Here is a 23844-nt window from a genome sequence, read left to right on the forward strand (position 1 = left end):
CCGCGTTGCGCGAGACCGATGCGATCCCTCGCGACGAATTCCTCATTTCTTCTTGCCTGGAAAACCGCCGAGGCCCGGCAGCGTCGGCTTGCCGCTCAGCCCGGTCAGTCCGGGAACGTTCGGCAGACCGGTGCGCAGGCCGGCCGGCAAATCCTTCGGCAGGCTGGGCAGACCCTGTCCGCCGCCGCCCTGCATCTTCTCTTGCAGCGCCTTCATCTCGTCCGGAGACGGCATCTTCATGCCGCCGCCAAAGCCCATCGCCTGCGCGATGCCGGCAAGCGGGCCGCGCTTGCCCGAGCCCATCGCCTTCATCACGTCGGCCATGTTCCGGTGCATCTTGAGCAGCTTGTTGACCTGCTCGACGCTCTGGCCGGAGCCCGCGGCAATGCGCTTCTTGCGGCTGGCCTTGAGCAGGTCCGGGTGACGGCGCTCATCGCGCGTCATGGAATCGATCACCGCGACCTGGCGCTTCAGGATCTTGTCGTCGATCCCGGCGGCCGCGATCTGGTTCTTCATCTTGGCGATGCCCGGCATCATGCCCATCAGGCCGCTGATGCCGCCCATGTTCGCCATCTGCAGCAGCTGCTCGCGCATGTCGTTGAGGTCGAACTGACCCTTGCGCATACGCTCGGCGGTGCGCGCGGCCTTTTCGGCGTCGATATTGGCGGCGGCACGTTCGACCAGGGAGACGACGTCGCCCATGCCGAGGATGCGGCCGGCGATACGATCGGGATGGAAATCTTCCAGTGCGTCGGTCTTTTCACCGGTGCCGATCAGCTTGATCGGCTTCCCGGTGACCGCGCGCATCGACAATGCAGCGCCACCGCGGCCGTCGCCGTCGACGCGTGTCAGCACGATGCCGGTGAGGCCGACGCGCTGATCGAACGCGCGCGCCAGATTGACGGCGTCCTGGCCGGTGAGGCTGTCCGCGACCAGCAACACTTCATGCGGGTTCGCAGCCGCTTTGATCGCGGCTGCTTCCGCCATCATCTCTTCGTCGAGCGTGGTGCGGCCGGCGGTGTCGAGCAGCACGATGTCGTAGCCGCCAAGCTTGCCGGCTTCGAGCGCGCGCTTTGCGATCTGCGGCGGCTGCTGGCCGGCGACGATCGGCAGCGTCGGAATGTCGAGATCGCGGCCGAGCACGGCCAGTTGCTCCATCGCCGCCGGGCGATAGACGTCGAGCGAGGCCATCAGCACCTTGCGCTTGTCGCGCTGGACCAGGCGGCGGGCGAGCTTTGCGGTGGTGGTCGTCTTACCCGAGCCTTGCAGGCCGACCATCATGATCGGCACGGGCGGCACGGAATTGACGTCGATGGTCTGGCTTTCCGCGCCGAGCGTGTTGATCAGCTCGTCATGGACGATCTTGACCACCATCTGGCCGGGGGTGACCGACTTGACGACGGTGGCGCCGATCGCCTGCTCGCGGACGCGTTCGGTGAAGCTGCTCACGACCTCGAGCGCGACGTCGGCTTCGAGCAGCGCGCGGCGCACCTCGCGCATCGCGGCGTCGACGTCCTTTTCGGTCAGCGCACCGCGCCCCGTCAGACGATCGAGAATGCCGCCAAGCCGTTCCGACAGATTGTCGAACAATGCCGTTGTCCCTTGTCCTGCTCGCGCAGGGTTGCCGCGTTCCACTTCCTTCGGGAAGCGATCTTCCAAACACCTTTACGCCCGAGGGCGCACAGCGCTGTCGGGCGTTGGCCTCTGGCCTCCAGGGCCAGTGGGCGGGTCGAAAAGAAAGCCTTTCCGAGAAAGTGGCCGGGTTAAACGCCGCTGGCGCCCGAAAGTCAAGGAAAGTTAGGGTGGCCGCGACCACTTCTAAAGGCAAAGCCTTGAAAGCACGACATTTTCGGCGACGGGTTCCTTTTCTCATCGTGCCGCCCATATAGGCGGTGATGCCTTGCCGCCCGCCCATCGCTGAAGCCCGCTCGTGTCGATCACCCGCCGCCGCATCTTTGGACTGCTCGCAGGCGGAGCCGCATTGGCCGGTGTCCCGTCCCTTTGGATCGCCCGCATGAAAACCTACGACGGACCCGCCTCAGACCATTTCGACGGTCTGCACTTCTTTGATCCCGATGGCGCGCCGCCGAGATCGCTCGGCGAGGTGTTCCGCTGGCAGTTCGGCGGCGGGCGGAAGCGCGAGACCTGGCCGGACTGGGTGCCGAACTCCCATGCCGACACCCCGCCGGCGCGCGTCGACGACAAGCTGCGGCTCTCCTTCGTCGGCCATGCCAGCTGGCTGATCCAGACCGGCGGCCTCAACATTCTCGTCGATCCCGTCTGGTCGATGCGGGTCTCGCCGGTGGGGTGGGCCGGGCCGAAGCGGCACAACGATCCCGGCATCGCCTTCGAGAAGCTGCCGAAGATCGACGTCGTGCTGGTCTCGCACGGGCACTACGATCATCTCGACGTCGCGACACTATCGCGGCTCGCCAAGAATTTTGCCCCGCGCGTGGTCACCCCGCTCGGCAACGACGTGACGATGCGGAGCGCTGATTCCACGATCAAGGCCGAGGGCTTCGACTGGCATGATCGCGTCGAGCTCGGCAACGGCATCGCCGTCACGCTGGTGCCGACCCGGCACTGGTCGGCACGCGGCATGTTCGATCGCAACAAGGCGCTGTGGGCGAGTTTTGTGCTGGAGACGCCGGCGGGAAAAATCTACGTCGTCTGCGATTCCGGCTATGGCGATGGCGGGCACTTCCGCCGCGTCGCCGACAAGCACGGGCCGCTGCGTCTCGCGATCCTTCCCATCGGTGCTTACGAGCCGCGCTGGTTCATGCGCGACCAGCACATGAACCCGGAAGACGCCGTGAAGGCGCTCGATGATTGCGGCGCGCAAGCCGCGCTCGGGCATCATCACGGCACGTTCCAGCTGACGGATGAAGCCATCGACGCGCCGGCCAAGGCGCTGGTCGAGGCGCTGGATGCAGCGAAGATTCCTCAGGAGCGGTTCGTGGCGATGAAGCCGGGGCAGGTGGTGGAGATTTAGCTATCTCCAGGCGCACCGCTCGTGCCCCGGACGCAGCGCCGTGCTGCTTGCTGGGTCCCGGCTCTGCGCAGCATCGCTACGCGCTGCAGCGCGTCCGGGACACGAGACCTATTGCTCTTTCGGCTTGATCGCCCAGCTCACATTCACCGTCACCGACAGCTTTTCCTCGCCCGGCGCAACGGCAGCTGGTGCGGCCATCGGGGCAGTGGCCATGCGGCCCTTGAACAGCGGCACCGGGGCGCTGCCTTCGGAGACGCTGAGCGGTGCTCCCAGCGTGACGCCGGTCGCCTTGGCGTAGATCTCGGCCTTGCGGCGGGCATCGGCGACCGCCTGCTCCCGCGCACTGTCGAGCAGCTTAGAGGCCTGCGTCACCTCGAAGGAAATATTGCCGATGTCGTTCGCGCCCGCGGTGACCAGCGTGTCGATGATGCCGGCGACCTTGGTCACGTCGCGAATTTTGACGGTGACGCGGTTAGAGGCACGGAAGCCGACCACGGGGGAGGTGCCGGTGGATTTGTTCTGGCCATATTGCGGCTGCAAGGACAGCCGCGAGGTCTGATAATCCTTCTCGTCAATGCCGGCGCCCTTCAGGGCCAGCAGCACCTTGCCCATCGCGGCGTTGTTGACGTCGGACGCTTCCTTCGCCGTCTTGGCGTCATTGGCAACGCCTGCATCGATCTGCGCGAGATCGGGCGCCGCCGAGACGGTCGCCTCGCCGCTCACGGTGATGGCGGACGGAAAATCGTCGGCAAGCGCGGGCGCTGCCAGCAGCGTGGCGGCGAAAATGGCGGCGAGGGCGACAGGCTTTTTCATCGGTCTCACTTCAGCGGCACGAACACATTGATCACGAGCTTGTCCTCAGCCGTCTTCAGGGGATCGGTGAGGTACTCCTCGATGAACGTGTCCTTGGCTTCGAGCTTCTTGTCGTCGAGGTGATTGGTGATCGCCTCATAGGTGTTGTCCATGTTGTCGTAGGAGCCGCGATGGACGAATTTCAGCGCCTTGCCCTCGGGCGATTTGCCGATGCTCATGTCCTTGGTCAGGTTCTTCGGATCCTGCTCGACCGGGATTTCGGCGAGGAAGGTGAAGCCGGTGTCGTCGGTCGAGGTGTAGACGATCATCGAATTGCCGGCGTGCTTGATCCCCTGCTTGTCGAGCAGCGCGTTCAGCGCCTTGAAGGCGTCGACCAGGGTGTCGAAGGCCGAGTCCCAATTGGCAGTGCCCTTGACCATCACGACCTTCTTGGGCTCGAGCGTGGTCTCCAGACCGAAGGGATCGGCGGTCTGAACCGGGGCGGGGGCGACGGCCGCGGCTGGCGGCGGTGCCGCCGGGCTCGGTGAGGCGCTGGCTGCGGGGGACGGCGATGCTGCAGGGGAGGGCGAGGCACTGGCCGCCGGAGACGGCGTTGCTACTGGCGCGGGCGAAGCGCTCGCGGCCGAGGAGGGGGCGGCTGGCGACGCCGGCGAGGGGCTTGCCGACGCGGCGGGTGCCGGGCTCGGGGCCTGCGCGAGAGCGCCGGACAGGCCAAGCGACAAGGCCGCTGCCGGGATCAGCGCGGCCAGAGCGAGACGACGAAACCTAATCATTCTAATCTCCCCAAGGCCTTGCCCACCAAGGCCCAAATCCGGCTTTGCGCCCGGGCGCGCATCCCGGTTCGCGCGAATTGCGCCGTTCTAACACGCGAGCGCCAAATTCGTCCCATGACAGATGCGTCATGGGTCCACCTTGGCTGCCGAAGCCAAATCACTGGCCAAGCCGGCAAGGATCGCCATATAAGGCAGGCGAAATTCGGGAATTTTCATGAGCGCGCTGGCCAACCACGCATTTGCCAAGATGAACGGCATCGGCAACGAGATCGTCGTTGTCGACATGCGCGATTCCGCCGGCCGGATCACGCCGGATGACGCCCGCGCGGTGGCCGCCGCGGACGGCGGCGTGCCCTATGACCAGCTCATGGTGCTGCAGAAGCCGCGGCTCGACGGCACCGAGGCCTTCATCAGCATCTACAACAATGACGGCTCGGAAGCCGGCGCCTGCGGCAACGGCATGCGCTGCGTGGTGCGCCGCATCTTCGAGAAGAGTGGACAGACCACGGCGACCTTCGAGACCGCGGCCGGCCTGCTCAACGCCTGGCAGGGCCCGGCGCCCGATCTCTACACCGTCGACATGGGTGCGCCGAAGTTCGGATGGCAGGACATTCCGCTGGCGGAAGAGTTTCGCGACACCCGCTACATCGAATTGCAGATCGGCCCGATCGACAAGCCGATCCTGCATTCGCCGTCGGTGGTCAGCATGGGCAATCCGCACGCGATCTTCTGGGTCGACGACGTCAATGCCTATGATCTCGAGCGCTTTGGGCCGCTGCTGGAAAATCACCCGATCTTCCCCGACCGCGCCAACATCACGCTCGCGCATATCGTCGATCGCGAGCACATCACCATGCGCACCTGGGAGCGCGGCGCAGGGCTGACCAGGGCCTGCGGCTCGGCGGCCTGCGCGACCGCGGTTGCGGCCGCGCGCCTGAAGCGCACCGAGCGCAAGGTTGAGATGACGCTGCCCGGTGGCAAGCTCGGCATCGAATGGCGCGAGCGCGACGACCACGTGCTGATGACGGGCACGGCGACCTTCGAATACGAAGGCAATTTCGATCCGGCGCTGTTCGCGCCGGTCGGCTGATGGCCGTCGACGTCGTCACCTTCGGCTGCCGCCTCAACGCTTTCGAGGCCGAGGTGATCCGCCGTGAGGCGGAGAGTGCCGGCCTGTCCGATACCATCGTCATCAACAGCTGCGCTGTCACCAACGAGGCGGTGGCGCAGGCGCGGCAGTCGATCCGCAAGTTGAAGCGCGAGCGGCCCGGCGCGCGCATCGTCGTCACCGGCTGCGCGGCGCAAACGCAGAGCGGCATGTTCGCCGAGATGACTGAGGTCGATCGCGTCGTCGGCAATGACGACAAGATGCGCGGCGATGCGTGGCGCCAGGCGCGCGACGCCTTCGATATCGGCGCCAGCGAGAAGATCGCGGTCAGCGACATCATGGCCGTGAAGGAGATGGCGCCGCATCTGATCGACGGCTATGCGAGCGGCCTGCCGCGCGTGTTCGTGCAGGTGCAGAACGGCTGCGACCATCGCTGCACCTTCTGCATCATCCCTTACGGCCGAGGCAATTCACGCTCGGTGCCGATGGGCGCGGTGATCGATCAGGTGCGGGCGCTGGTCGCGCGCGGCCATGCCGAGATCGTGCTGACCGGCGTCGATCTCACCAGCTACGGCGCCGATCTGCCGGGCGCGCCAAAACTCGGGATGCTGACCAGGCAGATCCTGCGCCATGTGCCGGAGCTGAAGCGGCTGCGCATCTCCTCGATCGATTCGATCGAGGCAGATCGCGATCTGCTTGATGCCATCGCCGACGATGCGCGGCTGATGCCGCATCTGCATCTGTCGCTGCAATCCGGCGACGACATGATCCTGAAGCGCATGAAGCGGCGGCATTCGCGGCAGGATGCGATTGCATTCTGCGATCAGGTGCGCCGCTTGCGCCCCGACATCGTCTTTGGCGCCGACATCATCGCGGGTTTTCCGACCGAGACCAACGAGATGTTCTCGCGCTCACTCGATCTGGTCGAGGAATGCGGCCTGACGTTTCTCCATGTCTTCCCGTATTCCCCACGCCCCGGCACCCCGGCCGCGCGGATGCCGCAGGTCGCGGGTGGTGCGGTCAAGGCGCGTGCAAAGCAGCTTCGTGCGGCCGGCGAGGCAGCGTTGCGCCGGCGGCTGCAAGCCGAGATCGGCGCAACGCGCGACGTGCTGATCGAGAGCGAGGGGCAGGGGCGCACCGAGCACTACCTGCCGGTGGCGATCGCGGGCGAGCGCGTCGGCAGTGTCGTGCCGCTCAGGATCGCCGGCAACGATGGCGAACGGCTGACACCATAATCCGCAACCTTCTTCCTTCTCCCCCTGCGGGAGAAGGTGGCGCGAAGCGCCGGATGAGGGGTTGCTTCAGCAAGCTCGATTGCGAGAGACTCACGCGCGGAGAGAGACCCCTCACCCGTCTCGGCGCTACGCGGCGAGCCACCCTCTCCCCTTGTGGGTCCCACAAGGGGAGAGGGAAACTACGACGCCCGCACCTGCCAGAAGCGCAGCGTGCGTCGTGCATTCTCCGGCGACATGCGCGCAAAATTGCTCTGCGCCCTCGCAACATCCGCCGGCTTCATCGCACCTGTCGCAAAGCGGCTTTCGAGGACGGCGGCAGTCGTTTCCCAGCTCAGCTGCGCCGCCTTGCACGGTACCAGCAGACCGTCCTCACGCAGGCTCTGCATCAGCGGACGAATGACCTCGACCGTCGATCCGGACAGCACCGCCAGCGCGGCCACGGCCTCTTCGTAGCGCCGCTGCCTGGCGAAGCCGAGCAGCGTCGCCTCATTGAGCTGGCCGGACGCTTTGAGATTCGCAATCGCCCGCTTGGCGCCCTCGAAATCGCGGACACCCGACATCTCGCGCTCGACGCCGACGGTGACGGCGGCGATCGCGTTCTGGATCTCCTCGAACAGATCGGGCGGCGCGCGCGACAGCAAGCGCGTGCGAACCGTGTCCGTCGCCGAGCGCAGCAACTGGCGGCGCAGGGCCGACGGCAGGTCGACGCGGACGCCGACGCTGACGGCGAGCTCGGGATCGGACTCGGCCTGTCCGACGATGACGGCAAAGCCGTTACCCGAGACGCGCGCACCGGGATTGGCGGCGAGACGCCGGCTGACGCTGGGATAGCGGCGCGCCAGCAGTGCGTCGGTGACGATCTCCTTCAGCCACCAGCGGCCGGCGACCGCGAGCAGATGCGGCTCGCCTTTGGACGATGCGATCTTCACCAAGTCGCCATCGTCGAGGCGCGCGGATTCCTGCAGCACGGGACCGGCGATGCGGATCTCGTCATTGTTGGCGAGGCGCCGGATGACGGAGGGCGGTGCCTGCGCGATCGGCGCAAGCTGGGCGCTGATTTCGGCGAGCGCAACGCGCGCGCCAATGTCGGCGATGGCGCGCAGCTCGATGGTGCCGATCAGGCGCTCGAGCACGTCATCGAACAGCGCGATCTGCTCGTCGTCAAAACTTCCGGCGGAGGACAGGAACAGGTCGGTGACGCGCCGGGCTGTTTCGAGGCCCTTTTCCGCTGAGCCTAGTCGAATCGCGGATTCGACCTCGTCGATGATCGATAGTTCGGCCGTGGACATGACGCGTTGCTCGTCCTGAGCGGATGACGGAAGCTTGTTCTAAGCAACCGCTATCATTAGAGACGAGCACTGAACGTTTCGTAAACCATGCCTCGGAGAAGGCGTCATTCCCCGTTCCAGCCGCAGGCGCGGAGCTTCTCATGCATGTGGGGCGGGGCCGGCGCGACCACGCGGACCGGCTCCTTGTTCCGGGAGATCGGCACCACGATCTCGCGGGAATGCAGGTGCAGCCGCGGCTCGCCGAAGCGCGGGCCGTTGCCGTAAATGTTATCGCCGAAGATCGGCCAGCCGGTCGCGGACGAATGCACCCGCAATTGATGGGTCCGCCCGGTGACGGGTTCCATGGCGAGCCAGGTCAGCCCGTCGCCGCGGCCCATCACCTTCCAGTTCGTGACCGCCTTCTGCCCCTCCGGATCGGGCTTCTGCCACCAGCCGCGCTCGGCATTGAGCCGGCCGAGCGGCATGTCGATGGTGCCTTCGCCCTCGGCAGGGCCGCCCTCGACCACGGTCCAATAGGTCTTGCCGATCTTGCCGTGCTTGAACAGCAGGCCGAGCGAGGCGGTCGCCTTGCGATGGCGGCCGAGCACGAGGCAGCCGGAGGTGTCCTTGTCCAGCCGGTGGGCCAGCACCGGCGGTCGCGGCAGGCCGAAACAGAGCGCGTCGAATGAGGCTTCCAGATTGGCGCCGCCCTTGGGGCCGCGATGCACCGGCAGGCCCGAGGGCTTGTCGATGACCAGCATCAGCCCGTCGCGATGGAGCACGCGCGACTGGATCTCGTCAGCGGTCAATTCGGGAACATCGAGCAATTGCAAGACTTTCGTTTATGGGCCGGAACGGCTAACACACCGCCACCATGAACGATACCACCTCCGAGACCCCCAAGCTGAGCTGGTGGCGCCGCCTGTCCAACGGGCTGAAGCGCACCTCGTCCTCGCTCGGGACCGCGGTCGCCGACCTCGTCACCAAGCGCAAGCTCGACCGCGCCATGCTCGACGACATCGAGGACGTGCTGCTGCGCGCCGATCTCGGCACCTCGGTCGCGGTGCGGATTGCGGATGCGGTCGGCACCGGGCGCTATGACAAGGCGATCTCGGCCGACGAGGTCAAGGACGTGGTCGCGACCGAGGTCGAGAAGGTGCTGGCGCCGGTCGCGAAGCCACTCGAGATCGATGCCGCCCACAAGCCGTTCGTGATCCTCGTGGTCGGCGTCAACGGCTCCGGCAAGACCACCACCATCGGCAAGCTCTCGCAAAAGTTTGCGTCCGAAGGCCGCAAGGTGATGCTGGCCGCCGGCGACACGTTTCGCGCGGCGGCCATTGAGCAGCTCAAGATCTGGGGCGAGCGCACCAAGACGCCGGTCATATCAGGCGCGCAGGGCTCGGATTCGGCGAGCCTCGCCTTCAATGCACTGACGGCGGCGAAGGAGCAGACCGTCGATGTGCTCCTGATCGACACCGCCGGCCGCCTGCAGAACAAGGCCGAGCTGATGAACGAGCTCGAGAAGGTCGTGCGCGTCATCCGAAAGATTGACGCCTCGGCGCCGCATGCGGTGCTGCTCGTGCTCGACGCCACCGTCGGCCAGAACGCGCTGTCGCAGGTCGAGGCCTTCCACCGCACCGCAGGGGTGACGGGCCTGGTGATGACCAAGCTCGACGGCACCGCGCGCGGAGGCATTCTGGTCGCGCTCGCGGAAAAATTCAAACTGCCGGTGCATTTCATCGGCGTCGGCGAAAGCGTCGACGATCTTGCGCCGTTCACCGCGCGCGATTTCGCCCGCGCGATCGCCGGAATCGAAAGCTAGAGAATGGACAAGACTCAGCCGCATCCGCTGTTCAAGCTTGCGACCGAGCTCGGTCCGCTGCTCGTGTTCTTCTTCGTCAATGCGAAGTTCAATCTGTTCGCCGCAACCGGCGCCTTCATGGTCGCGATCGTGGCGGCAATGATCGCCTCCTATGTGGTGACGCGCCACATCCCGATCATGGCGATCGTCACAGGCGTGATCGTGCTGGTGTTCGGCACGCTGACCCTGGTGCTGCACGACGAGACCTTCATCAAGGTCAAGCCGACCATCATCTACGGCCTGTTCGCTGCGATCCTTGGCGGCGGCCTGCTGTTCGGCCGCTCCTTCATCGCCGTGATGTTCGATCAGATGTTCAACCTGACGCCGCACGGCTGGCGCATTCTGACGCTGCGCTGGGCGCTGTTCTTTGCGGGCATGGCCGTGCTGAACGAGATCGTCTGGCGCACCCAGAGCACCGACTTCTGGGTGAACTTCAAGGTCTTTGGCGTCACCCCGCTGACCATGGTCTTCGCCATCGCCCAGATGCCGCTGACCAAACGCTACGGCGTTGATCCGGTCTCGCTGGAGACCAGCGAGGCCGAGGCCGGGGACGTGCGGAAGGGGTAGCGCTCCCTCAATTCGTCATTGCGAACTGAGGGGCAGCCACACACGCAACTGTCATCGTCCGGCTTGACCGGGCGATCAGTATTCCAGAGAAAGTTGTGAGATACGGAGAAGCCGCGGCGTACTGATGCCCCGGTCAAGCCAGGGGCATGACAGCGATGCTTGTGGCTGTCTTGCTCGCTCACACTGACGATCGCGATCAGCTCCCCGCCCGCAGCGCCTTCTCCATCTGCGGCAGCAACACGCTCCGAAAATTCTCCGGCGTGATCGGGCCGACCAGCTTGTAGACGATGGTGCCTTCGCGGCCGACGACGAAACTCTCGGGCACGCCATAGACGCCCCATTCGATCGAGGCGCGGCCGTTGGCGTCGGTGCCGACGCGGCCGAACGGGTTGCCGTAGCGCCCGAGGAAGCGCCGCGCGTTGTCGGGCGCATCCTTGTAGTTGATGCCGACGAGCTGGAAGCGCTTGTCCTTGGCAAGCTCCGTCAGCAACGGCGCCTCGTCGTGACAGGGCACGCACCAGGAGGCCCAGACATTGACGAGGCTGACCTTGCCCTTGAAGGCGGACGGATCGAAGCCTGGCACCTGAGCATTGTCGGCCTGCAATCCCTCGAGCGGCGGCAGCGTGGTCTGGGGCGCGGGCCGGCCGATCAGCGCGGAGGGAATTCGCGAAGGGTCGCCGCTGCCGAGCCGAAGCCAGAACAGCACGGCAAGCGCGGCGAAGGCGAGCAGCGGCAGCACCATCAGGAAGGTGCGGCGCTGCGGCGGTGCCGAGGTCGATTGCCCGCTCATGGTGTGTCCAAAGCACTGCGGCCCGAGCGGCGCGTGACGCCACCGCGGTCGAGCTCGCGCAGACGCTGCGTCTGGTTGCGATAGTCGAGCACGACCCAGCCGATCAGGATCGCGACCACGACAGCCGCCGCCGCATAGGACGTCACGATGAAGGATGCATAGGGACCGAGTGACATTGTCATGCTGCCCCTTTTGACGCGTTTTCTTGACGCGAACCGGTGCTCACTTCGCTTGAAAACGCGACGCGGCTCGCCTGCATCATCTGCAGCGCGCGCACGCGCCGGCGCAAAATCTCGTTGCGCATCGCAGCCAAGTGCAGCGTGACGAACAGCAGCGTGAATGCGATGGCCATCACCAGCAGCGGAATCAGGAACGATTTGTCGAGCGTCGAGCCGCCTATGCGCATCACCGAGGCTGGCTGGTGCAGCGTGTTCCACCAGTCGACCGAGAACTTGATGATGGGAAGATTGATTGCGCCGACCAGCGTCAGCACGGCCGCGGCGCGTGCCGCGCGCGAGGGATCTTCCACCGCGCGCCACAGCGCCATCAGGCCGAGATACATCAGGAACAGGATCAGCACCGACGTCAGCCGCGCGTCCCATTCCCAATAGGTGCCCCACATCGGACGCCCCCACAGCGAGCCCGTGAGCAACGCCAGGAAGGTGAAGCTGGCACCGATCGGTGCGGCGGCTTTGGCGGCGACGTCGGCGAGCGGATGCCGCCACACCAGCGTGCCGAGCGAGGCGACACTCATCACGCCCCACACGAACATCGACAGCCACGCATTCGGCACGTGGATGAACATGATCTTCACGGTCGCGCCCTGCTGATAATCGTCGGGCGCGGTGGCCGATTGATAAAGGCCGATCGTGAGCAGGATGACGGTCGCGGCCGCGAGCCACGGCAGCACCCGCGCCGAGAGCGCGAGGAACCTTGTGGGATTGGCGAGGTCGATCAGCGACATGGTATCGTGATAATCACAGGGCAGCGCTCATGCAATCAGCATGAAAGCACGCAGCGAAAGTTGATCGGGGTCAAGGTCAATCCAGTCCATGTTTCAGGCTCGCGGCTGCCGCAAACGGGCCGATCACGAGGCTGACCAGCGACAGTGCGCAAAGGATCGAGAACGGCGCGCCGAATGACAACGGCCCGGTGATCGCGGCCTGCGAGGCCGCAACCCCGAAGATCAGCACCGGGATCGACAGCGGCAGCACCAGCACGGCCATCAGCAGCCCGCCCCGATGCAGCGTCACCGCCAGCGCCGCGCCGATCATGCCTGTAAAGGTCAGCGCAGGCGTGCCCGCCAGCAGCGTCAGCGCCACCGCACTGGTCGCGACCATGTCGAGGTTGAGCAGCAGGCCCAGCACCGGGGTTGCGACAATCAGCGGCAGGCCCGCGGCCAGCCAATGCGCCAGCGCCTTGGCGGCGCAGGCCAGTTCCAGCGGGGTCCGGCTCATCGTGATTAAATCGAGCGAGCCGTCCTCATGGTCGGCCATGAACAGCCGGTCCAGCGTCAGCAGGCTCGCCAGCAGGGCGCCGAGCCAGAGGATGGCGGGCCCGAGCCGCGATAGCAGCGCCAGGTCCGGCCCCACCGCGAACGGCATCAGGACAACGACGGTCAGGAAAAACAGCACGCCAATCAAGGCCCCGCCGCCAACGCGGAGCGCGATCCGGATGTCCCGGCGAATGAGGGCGGACAGGGCGGTCATGGGGCTCCCCGCGACAAAAGCTGAGGGTCGGGCCGCTTCATGTCGTCCCCCCGATCTGCAGCTCGCGCGATTCGATGCCGAGCGGCGCATGGGTCGCCGCGATGATCAGGCCGCCGCGTGCCAGATGGTCGCGCATCAGGCTGCCGAACATGTCCTGGCCGGCGACATCCAGCGCATTGGTCGGCTCGTCCAGCAGCCAGACCGGGCGACGGACCATCAGCAGCCGGGCCAGCGATAGTCGGCGGCGCTGACCGGCCGACAGGAAGGCCGCGGGCAGATGGGTGGCGTGGTCGAGGCCGACGGTGGCAAGGCTTTCAGCGGCGTCGCCGCGCTCGCCGCCCAGAAAATCAGCCCAGAATGCCAGGTTTTCCGCCACGCTCAGTGCTGGCTTCAGGGCATCGCGATGGCCGAGATAGTGGCATTGCTCGGGCAGCGTCATGTCGGCGTCGCCCCCGTCCAGTACGATTGTGCCGCCAGCCGGAATGAGCAGGCCGGCGATCAGCCGCAGCAGTGAGGTTTTGCCCGAGCCGTTGCGGCCGACGACCGCCACGGCTTCGCCGGAGACCGCCTCGAAATCGAGCCCGGAAAACACCTCGCGGCCGCCCCGCACGCAAATCACCCCGCGTCCGGACAGCTGCATCTGGCTTGCTATCAACCCGTTCAAAGCCGGGCCTCAGGAAATCTTGGGGTAGCGCATCAGAATTTTTGGCTCGCGACTTGCTGGGTTCGATTGTGGCGGTGGCGGCGCGGTTAGAAAGCTTCTATAAGCCCGGAACTACTTGATGCAGCAACTCAACCTGCCCCTGCAAGCGACCCAGCCTGCTACGCTGACGGTGTTAAAATACCCCTTGCCGGGTATAACTAACAATTGGGATTTCCTACATGACCTCGCTCGACAGCTTCAAATGCAAAAAGACCCTCATGGTCGGCTCCAAGACCTATGTGTATTACAGCCTGCCCACCGCCGAGAAGAATGGTCTGAAGGGAATTTCGAAACTTCCCTATTCGATGAAAGTCCTGCTCGAGAACCTCCTCCGCAACGAGGACGGCCGCTCGGTCAAGAAGGAAGACATCGTCGCGGTCTCGAAGTGGCTGCGCAAGAAGTCGCTGGAGCATGAGATCGCGTTCCGCCCGGCCCGCGTGCTGATGCAGGATTTCACCGGCGTGCCGGCGGTGGTCGACCTCGCCGCAATGCGCAACGCGATGCAGAAGCTCGGCGGCAATGCCGAGAAGATCAACCCGCTGGTGCCGGTCGATCTCGTCATCGACCACTCCGTGATCGTGAACTTCTTCGGTGACAACAAGGCTTTCGGCAAGAACGTCACCGAGGAGTACAAGCAGAACCAGGAGCGCTACGAGTTCCTGAAGTGGGGCCAGAAGGCGTTCTCGAACTTCTCCGTCGTGCCGCCCGGCACCGGCATCTGCCACCAGGTCAATCTCGAATATCTCTCCCAGACGGTCTGGACCAAGAAGGAGAAGATGACGGTCGGCAAGAAGACCGGCACCTTCGAGGTCGCCTATCCCGACTCGCTCGTCGGCACCGACTCCCACACCACCATGGTCAACGGTCTCGCCGTGCTCGGCTGGGGCGTCGGCGGCATCGAGGCGGAGGCTTGCATGCTCGGCCAGCCGCTGTCGATGCTGCTGCCCAACGTCGTCGGCTTCAAGCTGAAGGGCGCGATGAAGGAAGGCGTCACCGCGACCGACCTCGTGCTCACCGTCACGCAGATGCTGCGCAAGCTCGGCGTGGTCGGCAAGTTCGTCGAGTTCTTCGGACCCGGCCTCGACAATCTCTCCGTTGCCGACAAGGCGACCATCGCCAACATGGCGCCGGAATATGGCGCCACCTGCGGCTTCTTCCCGGTCGACGCTGCCGCGATCGATTACCTCAAGACCTCCGGCCGCGCCGCACCGCGCGTCGCGCTGGTGCAGGCCTATGCCAAGGCGCAGGGCCTGTTCCGCACCGCCAAGTCGGCCGATCCGGTGTTCACGGAAACGCTGACGCTCGATCTCGCCGACGTCGTGCCGTCGATGGCCGGCCCGAAGCGTCCCGAAGGCCGCATCGCGCTGCCGTCGGTCGCCGAAGGATTTTCACTCGCACTCGGTACCGAGTACAAGAAGGCTGAAGATCCGACGAAGCGTTTCGCCGTCGAAGGCAAGAACTACGAGATCGGCCATGGCGACGTCGTCATCGCCGCCATCACCTCCTGCACCAACACCTCGAACCCGAGCGTCTTGATCGGCGCCGGTCTGCTCGCGCGCAACGCCGCGGCCAAGGGTCTCAAGGCAAAGCCGTGGGTGAAGACCTCGCTCGCTCCGGGCAGCCAGGTGGTCGCGGGCTATCTCGCCGATTCCGGTCTGCAGGCTGATCTCGACAAGGTCGGCTTCAACCTCGTCGGCTTCGGCTGCACCACCTGCATCGGCAATTCCGGCCCGCTGCCTGAGGAGATTTCGAAGTCGATCAACGACAACGGCATCGTCGCCGCCGCCGTGCTCTCCGGTAACCGCAACTTCGAAGGCCGCGTCTCGCCGGACGTGCAGGCGAACTATCTCGCCTCGCCGCCGCTTGTCGTCGCGCATGCGCTCGCCGGCAGCGTCACCAAGAACCTCGCCGTCGAGCCGCTCGGCGAAGGCAAGGACGGCAAGCCAGTGTACCTCAAGGACATCTGGCCGACGACGAAGGAGATCAATGCCTTCATGAAGAAGTTCGTGACCGCGTCGATCTTCAAGAAGAAGTATGCCGACGTGTTCAAGGGCGACACCAACTGGCGCAAGATCAAGACGGTCGAGAGCGAAACCTATCGCTGGAACATGTCTTCGACCTATGTGCAGAACCCGCCCTATTTCGACGGCATGAAGAAGGAGCCGGAGCCGGTCACCGATATCGTCGAGGCGCGCATCCTCGCCATGTTCGGCGACAAGATCACCACCGACCACATCTCGCCGGCCGGCTCGATCAAGCTCACCTCGCCCGCTGGCAAATATCTCAGCGAGCACCAGGTGCGTCCCGCCGACTTCAACCAGTACGGCACGCGTCGCGGCAACCATGAGGTCATGATGCGCGGCACCTTCGCCAACATCCGCATCAAGAACTTCATGCTCAAGGGCGCGGATGGAAATATCCCCGAGGGCGGTCTGACCAAGCACTGGCCCGACGGCGAGCAGATGTCGATCTACGACGCCGCGATGAAGTACCAGCAGGAGCAGGTACCGCTCGTCGTGTTCGCCGGCGCCGAGTACGGCAACGGCTCCTCACGCGACTGGGCTGCGAAGGGCACCCGGCTGCTCGGCGTGCGCGCCGTGATCTGCCAGAGCTTCGAGCGCATCCATCGCTCCAACCTGGTCGGCATGGGCGTGCTGCCGCTGACCTTCGAGGACGGCACCTCGTGGTCATCGCTTGGTCTGAAGGGCGACGAGAAGGTCACGCTGCGTGGCCTGGTCGGCGATCTCAAGCCGCGCCAGAAGCTGACTGCGGAGATCGTGTCCGGCGACGGTTCGTTGCAGCGCGTTTCGCTGCTTTGCCGCATCGATACGCTGGACGAGCTCGATTACTACCGGAATGGCGGCATTCTGCACTATGTGCTGCGCAAGCTCGCGGCCTAAGCGCGAATTTGTGAACGGTGGCTCACTGCGACGTGAGTAGAAGGTTAAACAAAGGCGGCCTATCACAGGGCCGCCTTTGTTGCGTTAAGGCTTTGGATGGGCCGTCCGGCAGAAACGCGTCCCGGACGGTTGAATGTGCTGCGCCCGTAAGACTACGGTGACCATCAGGCGATAAGATCTCCCTCAACGAATGACCGTGTGTGACGTCCGACATGACTGGAATGATGGCTTCTAATCTCGTTTCGCGCTGGTCCGGGGCACTCTGGTCGGGAGCACTCGGCATCTGCGCGATCGTCGCCGTTATCCGTCCTGCCGAGGCTGATCCCCGCGCCGTGGTCGAGCTCTTCACCTCGCAGGGCTGCTCCTCCTGCCCGCCCGCCGACAAGGTCATCGGCGATCTCGCCAAGGATCCCTCGATCATCGCGCTGAGCATGCCGATCGACTATTGGGATTATCTCGGCTGGAAGGACACGCTGGCAGATTCGCGTTTCTCGGCGCGGCAGCGCGCCTATTCGCGCATGCGCGGTGACCGCGAAGTTTATACGCCGCAGGTCGTGGTCAATGGCGCCGTGCATGTCATCGGCAGCGACCGGTCCGGCATCGAAAACGCAATCGACAAGACCGACACGGGCACCGGCGTGATGAGCGTGCCGGTGACGATGTCGCTCGCGGGCAAGCAGATCAGCGTGTCGGTCGCCGAGAGCAAGGAGCCGGCGATCTCGCATGGCGAGGTCTGGATCTGCTCGATCGCGAAATCGGTGCCGATCGAAATCAGCCGCGGCGAGAATCGCGGACAGCAGATCACCTACCACAACGTCGTGCGCAATCTGCTCAAGGTCGGTGACTGGAACGGACATCCGGAAAGCTGGACCGTCCCGCTCGAAAATCTCACGCGCGACGGCGTCGACGGCGCGGTGGTCTATGTCCAGGACGGCAGCCGCGAGAAGCCCGGCCCCATGCTGGGCGCGGCGTACACGTCGCTGCACTGAGCGCGTAGATCGTCTCTCAAAATTTAGTGCTTGTCATTCCGGGGCGCGCCCCTTGGGCGCGAGCTATGATGCGCAATTGCGCACCATAGCTCGCGCTTCGCGGGCTCCGGAATGACTGCGCGGCAGCAACACCCCGACACAAACAAAAAAGGACCAACTTGCGTTGGCCCTCCTTGTCGCGCGTACAGACCCGATCCTGTTCGACCCCGGGGGGCTGGGGGCTGAGGAATCCGGAACCGAAAGGACCGGGTCAACGCACACGCATCTTTTCGCAGTGCAGGGCGGCGGGCGGTTGGCGGAAAAGCGGCGATCCTGTGATTCCTGCTAACGATCCCGTGACGGTTTGCCGCTGAGAAGTTCCACCGTTGCGTGTGTCATGATTCGCAACCATTTGGCGAGGTGAACCGGAGCCCTCCAAGAGCCCCTTGCGGCCGGGAACGGTTGGCGCAATCATGCAATTGTCATGATCCGCGGCTCCGGGGACGGTCTTCGCGGAGGTGGGTCGTGCTGATGCGACAGGAGGCGCTGGGTGAGTTTGACGCCGGAGGATGCCGATCCGAGCGAGCAGCGCGCGGTGGCGCGCCCCGCCGCTGCGAATGCCCAGCTGAGCCGGGTGACGTTCAACCGGCTCGAGCTGAACCGAATTCTCAACCTCTATGGCCGCATGGTCGCCGACGGCGAGTGGCGGGACTACGCGATCGATTTCCTGAAGGACCGCGCGGTGTTCTCGGTCTATCGCCGCGCCTCCGAAGTGCCGATCTACCGCATCGAGAAGGATCCGCGGCTGGCCCGCAAGCAGGGCATGTACAGCGTGATCTCGGCGACCGGCCTGATCCTGCGCCGCGGCCACGAGCTCGACCGCGTGCTGCTGGTGATCGACCGGAAACTGGCGGTGGTGTAGGGGCACCAACGGTGCCGTAGGATGGGCAAAGCGAAGCGTGCCCACCATGGTCGGCAATGAGGAGAGGCGGTGGGCACGGCGCTTTGCGCCTTTGCCCACCCTACGAGACCTTACCTTGTCGGCACGCTCTTCGCGCCCTCGCCGAGGTCGCGCTGCATCATCACCGTATCCAGCCAGCGGCCGAATTTCAGGCCGACATTCGGATGCGTGCCGATCATCTTGAAGCCGCCGCGGGTGTGCACGCCGATCGAGCCGGCATTGGCGGAATCGCCGATTACCGCGATCATCTGCCGGAAGCCGCGCGCCTCGCATTCAGTGATCAGCCGCTCCAGCAGCAGCGAGCCGATGCCGCGGCGGTGGAAGCTGGGATCGAGATAGATCGAGTTCTCGACCGTGAAGCGGTAGGCGGGGCGGGGCCGGTAGGCGCCGGCATAGGCGTATCCGGCGACGCGGCCATCGAGCATGGCGACGAAATAGGGATAGCCGCCATCGACCAGCGTTCGATAGCGGCGCGTCATCTCGGCGAGGTCGGGCGGCTCGATCTCGAACGTCGCGGTGCCCTCGCGGACGGCCTGCTGGTAGATGGCGGTGATGTCGGGGAGGTCGGCCTCAAGGGTGGGCCTGATTTCGGGTGCGGACATGGGAGGAAGATAGCAGGGGCGTTGCTATGAGCAACGGCGTTTCCGCATGCGTCATGGCTGGGCTAGTCCCGAACACATCACCGTCATTCCGGGGCGATGCGAAGCATCGAACCCGGAATGACGGTGAGTGGGGCCAAACAAAAACCCCGGCCTCGCGGCCGGGGTTCGTGTCAGTTCCCTCAGGTCTGGCGCTTAGTCGCGCTGGCCGAGGAGCTGCAGCAGCAGGGTGAACAGGTTGATGAAGTTCAAGTACAGCGACAGCGCACCGGAGATCGCCGCACGCTCGGCGATGTCACCGCCTGCCGAGGCATAGCCGTAGATGTAATCGTTCTTCAGCCGCTGGGTGTCCCAGGCGGTGAGGCCCGCAAACACCAGCACGCCGACCACCGACACGATGAACTGCAGCGCCGTGCTGGCCAGGAACAAGTTCACCAGGCTCGCGATGATGAGGCCGATCAGGCCCATGAACAGGAACGAGCCCATGCCGCTCATGTCACGCTTGGTGGTGTAGCCGTAGAGGCTCAGCGCGCCGAAGGTCGCCGCGGTGATGAAGAACACCCGCACGATCGAGGTGTGCGTGTACACCAGGAAGATCGAGGACAGCGAGATGCCCATCAGCGCCGAGAACACCCAGAACAGGATCTGGGCGGTCGAGGGGGCGAGACGGTTGATGCCGGCCGAGATCACGAACACCATGGCGAGCGGCGCCAGCATGAACAGATACTTCAGCGGGCTCACGAACATCGCGTAGCCGAACGGCGTCAGGAACAGCTTGCCGACGCGGACCGCTTCCGCGGTCGGAACGTCAGTCACGGCAGCCATGTAAACGCCGAGCGCGGCCAGGCCGGTGATGGCGAGGCCAATGCTCATGTAATTGTAGATGCGCAGCATGTAGGCGCGCAGGCCGGCGTCGACCGTCGCGGCGTCAACACGCCCGGCGGCCCTGCCGAAAGGAGAAGCGTAATTGCGGTCTAGGTCCGACATGGTCGAATTCCCGTTGGTTGGCCGGTCCGGCATGAGGGTCGCCATGCCGCCGGTTCGTCACTTTCTATCTCGGATACCGATGTCTGCCGACATTAAATTTGGCTAACAATCGGGGCTCCGAACCCATTCGATATGTGGGAAACTAACACATTCGCTGCAACCGTTCACGCGCGGCTGAATGTCGCCCTTGGCGCGCAACCTGACGTGAACCTGACGAGCGGACGTGGTTAATCGCAGGAATCGTGCGATTTGGCTCCCACGCGGCCACCCGCTACCTTTTGTCACAAATTGCGCAACACCGTGGCGGGCTTTTTGTTCAACGCCAAGAGCGTGCCGGCGAGCCCGAGCCCGACGGTGACGACCAGGGCGGCCACGACCACGCCGGCCGCACTGCCGGCCTGCCAGACGAAGGTCAGCGTCATCAGCCGCGTCACGATCATCCAGGCGGCGATGGTGCCGGCGATCACGCCGAACACCGCGGTGGCGAGTCCGATCAGGAGATATTCGAGCGCATAGGCGCCGAGCAGCCGCAGCCGCGTGGCGCCGAGCGTCTTCAGGATCACGGCATCGTAGACCCGATGGCGATGGCCGGCGGCCAGGGCGCCGCCCAGCACCAGGATCGCCGAGATCAGCGTCACGGCGCTGGCGCCGCGGATCGCGAGCGCGAGATTGGTCACGACCGCGCCGACTGTCTCCATCACCTCGCGCACGCGCACGCTCGTCACCATCGGATAGGCATCTGCCACCTGCTTGATGACCTTGCCGTCGCCGGTCGCGTCGCCGCCGGCTTCCGTCAGCGTGGCGATATGGGTATGTGGGGCGCCCTTGAAGGCGTTCGGCGAGAACACCAGCACGAAATTGATGCCAAGCCCCTGCCAGTCGATGGTGCGCAGATTGCCGATTTTCGCCGGGATGTCGCGGCCGAGCACGTTGACCACGACTTCATCGCCGAGCTTGAGGCCCAGTCCGTCGGCGATCTTCTTCTCCATCGAGACCAGCGGCGGGCCGGAATAGTCGGCGCCCCACCATTCGCCGTCGACCACCTTGGAGCCCTTCGGCAACTCGCCGGTATAGGTCAGGCCGCGGTCGCTCTGCAGCACCCATTCGGAATCGGTGGTGGGCTTGAGGTCCTCGGCGCGGACGCCGCGGGCGCCGACGATGCGCCCCCGCAGCATCGGCACGTCCTCGACCTTCGCGCCCGGCGCGATCTGGCGCAAATAATCGTCGAATGGGGCGGCCTGGGTGCTCGGAATGTCGATGAAGTAGAACGCCGGCGCGCGATCGGGCAACGCTGCCAGGAACTGTCGGCGCAGATTGCCGTCGATCTGGGTGATGGTGACCAGCACGGCGAGGCCGAGCCCGAGCGAGAGCACGACGGAGGGCGTCAGCGCGCCCGGCCGGTGGATGTTGGCGATCGCCAGCCGCAGCATGGTGAAGCGCGTGCGTGGCAGCCGGCGCGCGATCGCCATCAGCACGGCGGCGACGCCGCGCAGCACTGCGAATACGACGACCGAGGAGACCACGAACACCGCGGCGATGCGCTTGTCGAACGACAGGCCGATCACCACCGCGACCAGCAGGGCGACGACCACGGCCATGAACACGAGATAGCTCCAGCGCGGCCGGTGCCATTCCGAGCTGATGGTGTCGCGGAACAGCGCTGCGACCGGCACATCGTGCACGCGGCCGAGCGGCCACAGGCCGAAGGCGAGCGCGGTCAAAAGACCGTAGACAAAAGATAGCGCGAGCTCGTCGGCGTGCACGGCCGGCACCACCGGCAGCGGCAACAATTTTCCAAACAGGCCGACGATGGCAAACGGCATCGCCGCGCCGAGCGCGAGCCCGATCACCGAGCCGATCCCGGCGAGCAGGACGACTTGCGCCAGATAAATCCCGAATACGTCGCGCCCCGTGGCGCCGACCGCCTTGAAGGCCGCGATCACCTCGAGCCTGCGGTCGATATGGCTCTTCACGGCGTTGGCGACGCCGACGCCGCCGACCAGCAGTGCGGCGAGGCCGACCAAGGTCAGGAACTGCGTGAAGCGGCCGATATTGCGCTCGAGCTGCGGCGAGGCATTGGAACGGCTACGGACTTCCCAGCCGGCCTGCGGCGCGGCGTTGCGCGCATCCGCGATGAAGGCATCGGTGGCACGGTCGCTGTTGGCGGCGTCAGGCAGTTTTACGCGATAGACCCAGCGCACCAGGCTGCCGGGCTGGATCAGGTTGGTGGCGCGCAGGGCCGCCTCGCTGATCAGGAAGCGCGGACCAAACCCGATGCCGCCGGCGAGCTTGTCGGGCTCGGCCTCGACGCTGCTGCGGATCTGGAAGGTCGCAGAGCCAATGGTGACGCGGTCGCCGATCTTGAGGGAGAGCCGTGCCAGCAGCGTCGGATCGGCGGCGGCGCCGAATGCACCGTCGCGCTCCGCGAGCAGATCGGTCAGCGGCAGCTGCGGCGCCAGCGTGAGTTGGCCGAGCATCGGATAGGTGTCGTCGACCGCCTTCATCTCGACCAGCGCCAGCTTACCGTCGGCCGAGCGCGCCATGCCGCGCAAGGTCGAGGCAACGGAGACGGTGCCGCGCGAGCGCAGGAAGGCAACTTCCTCGGGCTTCGCTTCGCGCTGGAACAGCACGAAGGAGACGTCGCCGCCGAGCAGCGTGCGCCCCTCGCGCGCGAGGCCGTCGCTCAGGCTCGCCGACACCGAGCCGACGCCGGCGATCGCCATCACGCCGAGCGCGATGCAGGCGATGAAGACGTAGAAACCGCGCAGGCCCCCGCGCAATTCGCGCAGCGCATAGCGCAGCGATAATGCGACGCCGTTGGGCTTCGCAAACGGTTCGACAGCTGTGCTCATGCTTTGGTCGTCTGCGTGTCGATGCGGCCCGAGCGCAGGCGGATCACGCGATCGCAGCGATGCGCGAGCGAGGAATCGTGCGTCACCAGCACCAGCGTCATCCCGCGCTCGGAATGCTTGTTGAACAGCAGGTCGACGATCTGCTTGCCGGTGGTCTCGTCGAGATTGCCGGTCGGCTCGTCAGCGACGAGAATGGCGGGATCGGGTGCCAGCGCGCGCGCCAGCGCCACGCGCTGCTGCTCGCCGCCGGAGAGCTGCGTCGGATAATGATGCAGGCGGTCGCCGAGTCCGACCGATTGCAGCTCCTCGGCTGCGCGCTTGTTCGCATCGGGATTGCCGGCGAGCTCGAGCGGCACGGCGACATTCTCCAGCGCCGTCATGGTCGGGATCAGATGGAAGGACTGGAAGACGATGCCGACCTGGCGGCCGCGGAAGCGGGCCAGCGCGTCCTCGTCGAGGGCATTGAAAGGCGTGCCTGACACCACCACCTCTCCGCTATCAGGACGCTCCAGCCCCGCCATCACCATCAGCAGCGTGGATTTGCCCGAGCCTGACGGGCCGATCAGGCCGATCGTCTCCCCCGAGCCGACGCGCAAGCTGATATCCTTGAGGATGTGAACGCGTGCCGCCCCCGACCCCAATGAGAGATTGACGTTGGAGATGGCGATGGTGTCCGGCGCAGTGCCGGCGAGCGAAGAGGGATAGATGCGACTGTCCATGGTCCGGTCATATGGCAACTCCGCACGCGCGGTCGAGAG

22 protein-coding genes are annotated in these 23844 nt (G+C 65.4%); 8 read left to right on the forward strand and 14 right to left on the reverse strand.

Features of this window, described 5'->3' with window-relative positions; translation table 11 throughout:
* Window positions 1-42 precede the first annotated feature (42 nt).
* Window positions 43-1590: a signal recognition particle protein gene (gene ffh, locus JJC00_RS02400; protein WP_200471172.1), complete on the reverse strand. Its 1548-nt coding sequence runs from the start codon at window positions 1588-1590 to the stop codon at window positions 43-45.
* Between the two features lie 340 nt (window positions 1591-1930).
* On the opposite strand from ffh, the gene JJC00_RS02405 reads away from it, so the two are divergent.
* The gene (locus JJC00_RS02405) at window positions 1931-2992 is read left to right on the forward strand and encodes an MBL fold metallo-hydrolase (RefSeq protein ID WP_200471173.1); all 1062 of its coding nucleotides are present in this window, start codon (window positions 1931-1933) and stop codon (window positions 2990-2992) included.
* Window positions 2993-3100: 108 nt separating this feature from the next.
* Here JJC00_RS02405 and JJC00_RS02410 read toward each other — a convergent pair whose 3' ends face one another.
* Together JJC00_RS02410 and JJC00_RS02415 are read right to left on the reverse strand one after the other, a co-directional pair.
* On the reverse strand, window positions 3101-3805 hold the full coding sequence (locus tag JJC00_RS02410) for an SIMPL domain-containing protein (protein WP_200471174.1): 705 nt from the start codon (window positions 3803-3805) through the stop codon (window positions 3101-3103).
* 5 nt (window positions 3806-3810) lie between these two features.
* Entirely contained in the window at window positions 3811-4578 is a 768-nt protein-coding gene (locus JJC00_RS02415) for a GyrI-like domain-containing protein (RefSeq protein ID WP_200471175.1), read from the reverse strand.
* 214 nt (window positions 4579-4792) lie between these two features.
* On the opposite strand from JJC00_RS02415, the gene dapF reads away from it, so the two are divergent.
* Together dapF and mtaB are read left to right on the forward strand one after the other, a co-directional pair.
* Complete coding sequence (gene dapF / locus JJC00_RS02420; protein WP_200471176.1) at window positions 4793-5668, forward strand: diaminopimelate epimerase; 876 nt, start codon at window positions 4793-4795, stop codon at window positions 5666-5668.
* Window positions 5668-6921, forward strand: coding sequence for a tRNA (N(6)-L-threonylcarbamoyladenosine(37)-C(2))-methylthiotransferase MtaB (gene mtaB, locus JJC00_RS02425; protein WP_200471177.1), 1254 nt, complete (start codon window positions 5668-5670; stop codon window positions 6919-6921). The genes dapF and mtaB overlap by 1 nt, the downstream gene beginning before the upstream one ends.
* Window positions 6922-7100: 179 nt before the next feature.
* Here mtaB and JJC00_RS02430 read toward each other — a convergent pair whose 3' ends face one another.
* On the reverse strand, window positions 7101-8210 hold the full coding sequence (locus tag JJC00_RS02430; protein WP_200471178.1) for a DUF2336 domain-containing protein: 1110 nt from the start codon (window positions 8208-8210) through the stop codon (window positions 7101-7103).
* Between the two features lie 104 nt (window positions 8211-8314).
* A complete protein-coding gene (locus JJC00_RS02435; protein ID WP_200471179.1) occupies window positions 8315-9016 on the reverse strand; it encodes an RluA family pseudouridine synthase in 702 nt (233 codons plus the stop codon).
* Window positions 9017-9063: 47 nt separating this feature from the next.
* On the opposite strand from JJC00_RS02435, the gene ftsY reads away from it, so the two are divergent.
* Together ftsY and JJC00_RS02445 are read left to right on the forward strand one after the other, a co-directional pair.
* A complete protein-coding gene (gene ftsY / locus JJC00_RS02440) occupies window positions 9064-10011 on the forward strand; it encodes a signal recognition particle-docking protein FtsY (protein WP_200471180.1) in 948 nt (315 codons plus the stop codon).
* Window positions 10012-10014: 3 nt separating this feature from the next.
* Window positions 10015-10617: a septation protein A gene (locus JJC00_RS02445; protein WP_200471181.1), complete on the forward strand. Its 603-nt coding sequence runs from the start codon at window positions 10015-10017 to the stop codon at window positions 10615-10617.
* A gap of 196 nt (window positions 10618-10813) precedes the next feature.
* On the opposite strand, the gene JJC00_RS02450 is transcribed toward JJC00_RS02445, so the two are convergent.
* The 5 genes from JJC00_RS02450 to ccmA form a co-directional block, all read right to left on the reverse strand.
* Window positions 10814-11407 (reverse strand): DsbE family thiol:disulfide interchange protein, encoded by a 594-nt coding sequence (locus JJC00_RS02450; RefSeq protein WP_200471182.1) that lies wholly within the window; start codon window positions 11405-11407, stop codon window positions 10814-10816.
* A complete protein-coding gene (gene ccmD, locus JJC00_RS02455; protein WP_200471183.1) occupies window positions 11404-11589 on the reverse strand; it encodes a heme exporter protein CcmD in 186 nt (61 codons plus the stop codon). Before ccmD ends, JJC00_RS02450 begins: the two co-directional genes overlap by 4 nt.
* Window positions 11586-12371, reverse strand: a complete 786-nt coding sequence (locus tag JJC00_RS02460) for a heme ABC transporter permease (protein WP_200471184.1) — start codon at window positions 12369-12371, stop codon at window positions 11586-11588. Before JJC00_RS02460 ends, ccmD begins: the two co-directional genes overlap by 4 nt.
* A 76-nt stretch (window positions 12372-12447) precedes the next feature.
* A complete protein-coding gene (gene ccmB / locus JJC00_RS02465) occupies window positions 12448-13116 on the reverse strand; it encodes a heme exporter protein CcmB (protein ID WP_200471185.1) in 669 nt (222 codons plus the stop codon).
* A 37-nt stretch (window positions 13117-13153) separates the two neighbouring features.
* Window positions 13154-13756, reverse strand: a complete 603-nt coding sequence (gene ccmA, locus JJC00_RS02470; protein ID WP_200471186.1) for a heme ABC exporter ATP-binding protein CcmA — start codon at window positions 13754-13756, stop codon at window positions 13154-13156.
* Window positions 13757-13998: 242 nt separating this feature from the next.
* On the opposite strand from ccmA, the gene acnA reads away from it, so the two are divergent.
* From acnA to JJC00_RS02485, 3 genes are all read left to right on the forward strand, one after another.
* The gene (gene acnA / locus JJC00_RS02475) at window positions 13999-16719 is read left to right on the forward strand and encodes an aconitate hydratase AcnA (protein WP_200471187.1); all 2721 of its coding nucleotides are present in this window, start codon (window positions 13999-14001) and stop codon (window positions 16717-16719) included.
* Between the two features lie 212 nt (window positions 16720-16931).
* Entirely contained in the window at window positions 16932-17708 is a 777-nt protein-coding gene (locus JJC00_RS02480; RefSeq protein ID WP_200471188.1) for a DUF1223 domain-containing protein, read from the forward strand.
* Window positions 17709-18237: 529 nt separating this feature from the next.
* Window positions 18238-18609, forward strand: a complete 372-nt coding sequence (locus JJC00_RS02485) for a DUF2794 domain-containing protein (RefSeq protein WP_200471189.1) — start codon at window positions 18238-18240, stop codon at window positions 18607-18609.
* Window positions 18610-18719: 110 nt separating this feature from the next.
* Here the strand turns inward: JJC00_RS02485 and JJC00_RS02490 are convergent, their stop codons facing one another.
* The 4 genes from JJC00_RS02490 to JJC00_RS02505 all read right to left on the reverse strand — a co-directional run bounded on the left by JJC00_RS02490 (window position 18720) and on the right by JJC00_RS02505 (window position 23805).
* Entirely contained in the window at window positions 18720-19250 is a 531-nt protein-coding gene (locus tag JJC00_RS02490; RefSeq protein ID WP_200471190.1) for a GNAT family N-acetyltransferase, read from the reverse strand.
* Between the two features lie 192 nt (window positions 19251-19442).
* Window positions 19443-20234 carry a Bax inhibitor-1/YccA family protein gene (locus tag JJC00_RS02495; RefSeq protein ID WP_200471191.1) on the reverse strand — a complete coding sequence of 264 codons (792 nt, stop codon included), beginning with the start codon at window positions 20232-20234 and terminating at the stop codon, window positions 19443-19445.
* Between the two features lie 281 nt (window positions 20235-20515).
* Window positions 20516-23086, reverse strand: coding sequence for an ABC transporter permease (locus tag JJC00_RS02500; protein ID WP_200471192.1), 2571 nt, complete (start codon window positions 23084-23086; stop codon window positions 20516-20518).
* Window positions 23083-23805, reverse strand: a complete 723-nt coding sequence (locus tag JJC00_RS02505) for an ABC transporter ATP-binding protein (protein ID WP_200471193.1) — start codon at window positions 23803-23805, stop codon at window positions 23083-23085. The genes JJC00_RS02500 and JJC00_RS02505 overlap by 4 nt, the downstream gene beginning before the upstream one ends.
* Window positions 23806-23844 lie beyond the last annotated feature (39 nt).

Origin of the sequence: Bradyrhizobium diazoefficiens, from assembly GCF_016616885.1 — a bacterium.
GTDB classification, from domain to species: Bacteria; Pseudomonadota; Alphaproteobacteria; order Rhizobiales; family Xanthobacteraceae; genus Bradyrhizobium; species Bradyrhizobium diazoefficiens_F.

What these genes read in the sequence shown, in the direction of transcription:
- JJC00_RS02410 (WP_200471174.1), bottom strand. Translation starts at nt 3,805, where the DNA reads ATGAAAAAGCCTGTCGCCCTCGCCGCCATTTTCGCCGCCACGCTGCTG.
- JJC00_RS02415 (WP_200471175.1), bottom strand. Translation starts at nt 4,578, where the DNA reads ATGATTAGGTTTCGTCGTCTCGCTCTGGCCGCGCTGATCCCGGCAGCG.
- dapF (WP_200471176.1), top strand. Translation starts at nt 4,793, where the DNA reads ATGAGCGCGCTGGCCAACCACGCATTTGCCAAGATGAACGGCATCGGC.
- mtaB (WP_200471177.1), top strand. Translation starts at nt 5,668, where the DNA reads ATGGCCGTCGACGTCGTCACCTTCGGCTGCCGCCTCAACGCTTTCGAG.
- JJC00_RS02430 (WP_200471178.1), bottom strand. Translation starts at nt 8,210, where the DNA reads ATGTCCACGGCCGAACTATCGATCATCGACGAGGTCGAATCCGCGATT.
- ftsY (WP_200471180.1), top strand. Translation starts at nt 9,064, where the DNA reads ATGAACGATACCACCTCCGAGACCCCCAAGCTGAGCTGGTGGCGCCGC.
- JJC00_RS02445 (WP_200471181.1), top strand. Translation starts at nt 10,015, where the DNA reads ATGGACAAGACTCAGCCGCATCCGCTGTTCAAGCTTGCGACCGAGCTC.
- JJC00_RS02450 (WP_200471182.1), bottom strand. Translation starts at nt 11,407, where the DNA reads ATGAGCGGGCAATCGACCTCGGCACCGCCGCAGCGCCGCACCTTCCTG.
- ccmD (WP_200471183.1), bottom strand. Translation starts at nt 11,589, where the DNA reads ATGACAATGTCACTCGGTCCCTATGCATCCTTCATCGTGACGTCCTAT.
- JJC00_RS02460 (WP_200471184.1), bottom strand. Translation starts at nt 12,371, where the DNA reads ATGTCGCTGATCGACCTCGCCAATCCCACAAGGTTCCTCGCGCTCTCG.
- ccmB (WP_200471185.1), bottom strand. Translation starts at nt 13,116, where the DNA reads ATGACCGCCCTGTCCGCCCTCATTCGCCGGGACATCCGGATCGCGCTC.
- ccmA (WP_200471186.1), bottom strand. Translation starts at nt 13,756, where the DNA reads ATGCAGCTGTCCGGACGCGGGGTGATTTGCGTGCGGGGCGGCCGCGAG.
- acnA (WP_200471187.1), top strand. Translation starts at nt 13,999, where the DNA reads ATGACCTCGCTCGACAGCTTCAAATGCAAAAAGACCCTCATGGTCGGC.
- JJC00_RS02480 (WP_200471188.1), top strand. Translation starts at nt 16,932, where the DNA reads ATGACTGGAATGATGGCTTCTAATCTCGTTTCGCGCTGGTCCGGGGCA.
- JJC00_RS02490 (WP_200471190.1), bottom strand. Translation starts at nt 19,250, where the DNA reads ATGTCCGCACCCGAAATCAGGCCCACCCTTGAGGCCGACCTCCCCGAC.
- JJC00_RS02495 (WP_200471191.1), bottom strand. Translation starts at nt 20,234, where the DNA reads ATGTCGGACCTAGACCGCAATTACGCTTCTCCTTTCGGCAGGGCCGCC.
- JJC00_RS02500 (WP_200471192.1), bottom strand. Translation starts at nt 23,086, where the DNA reads ATGAGCACAGCTGTCGAACCGTTTGCGAAGCCCAACGGCGTCGCATTA.
- JJC00_RS02505 (WP_200471193.1), bottom strand. Translation starts at nt 23,805, where the DNA reads ATGGACAGTCGCATCTATCCCTCTTCGCTCGCCGGCACTGCGCCGGAC.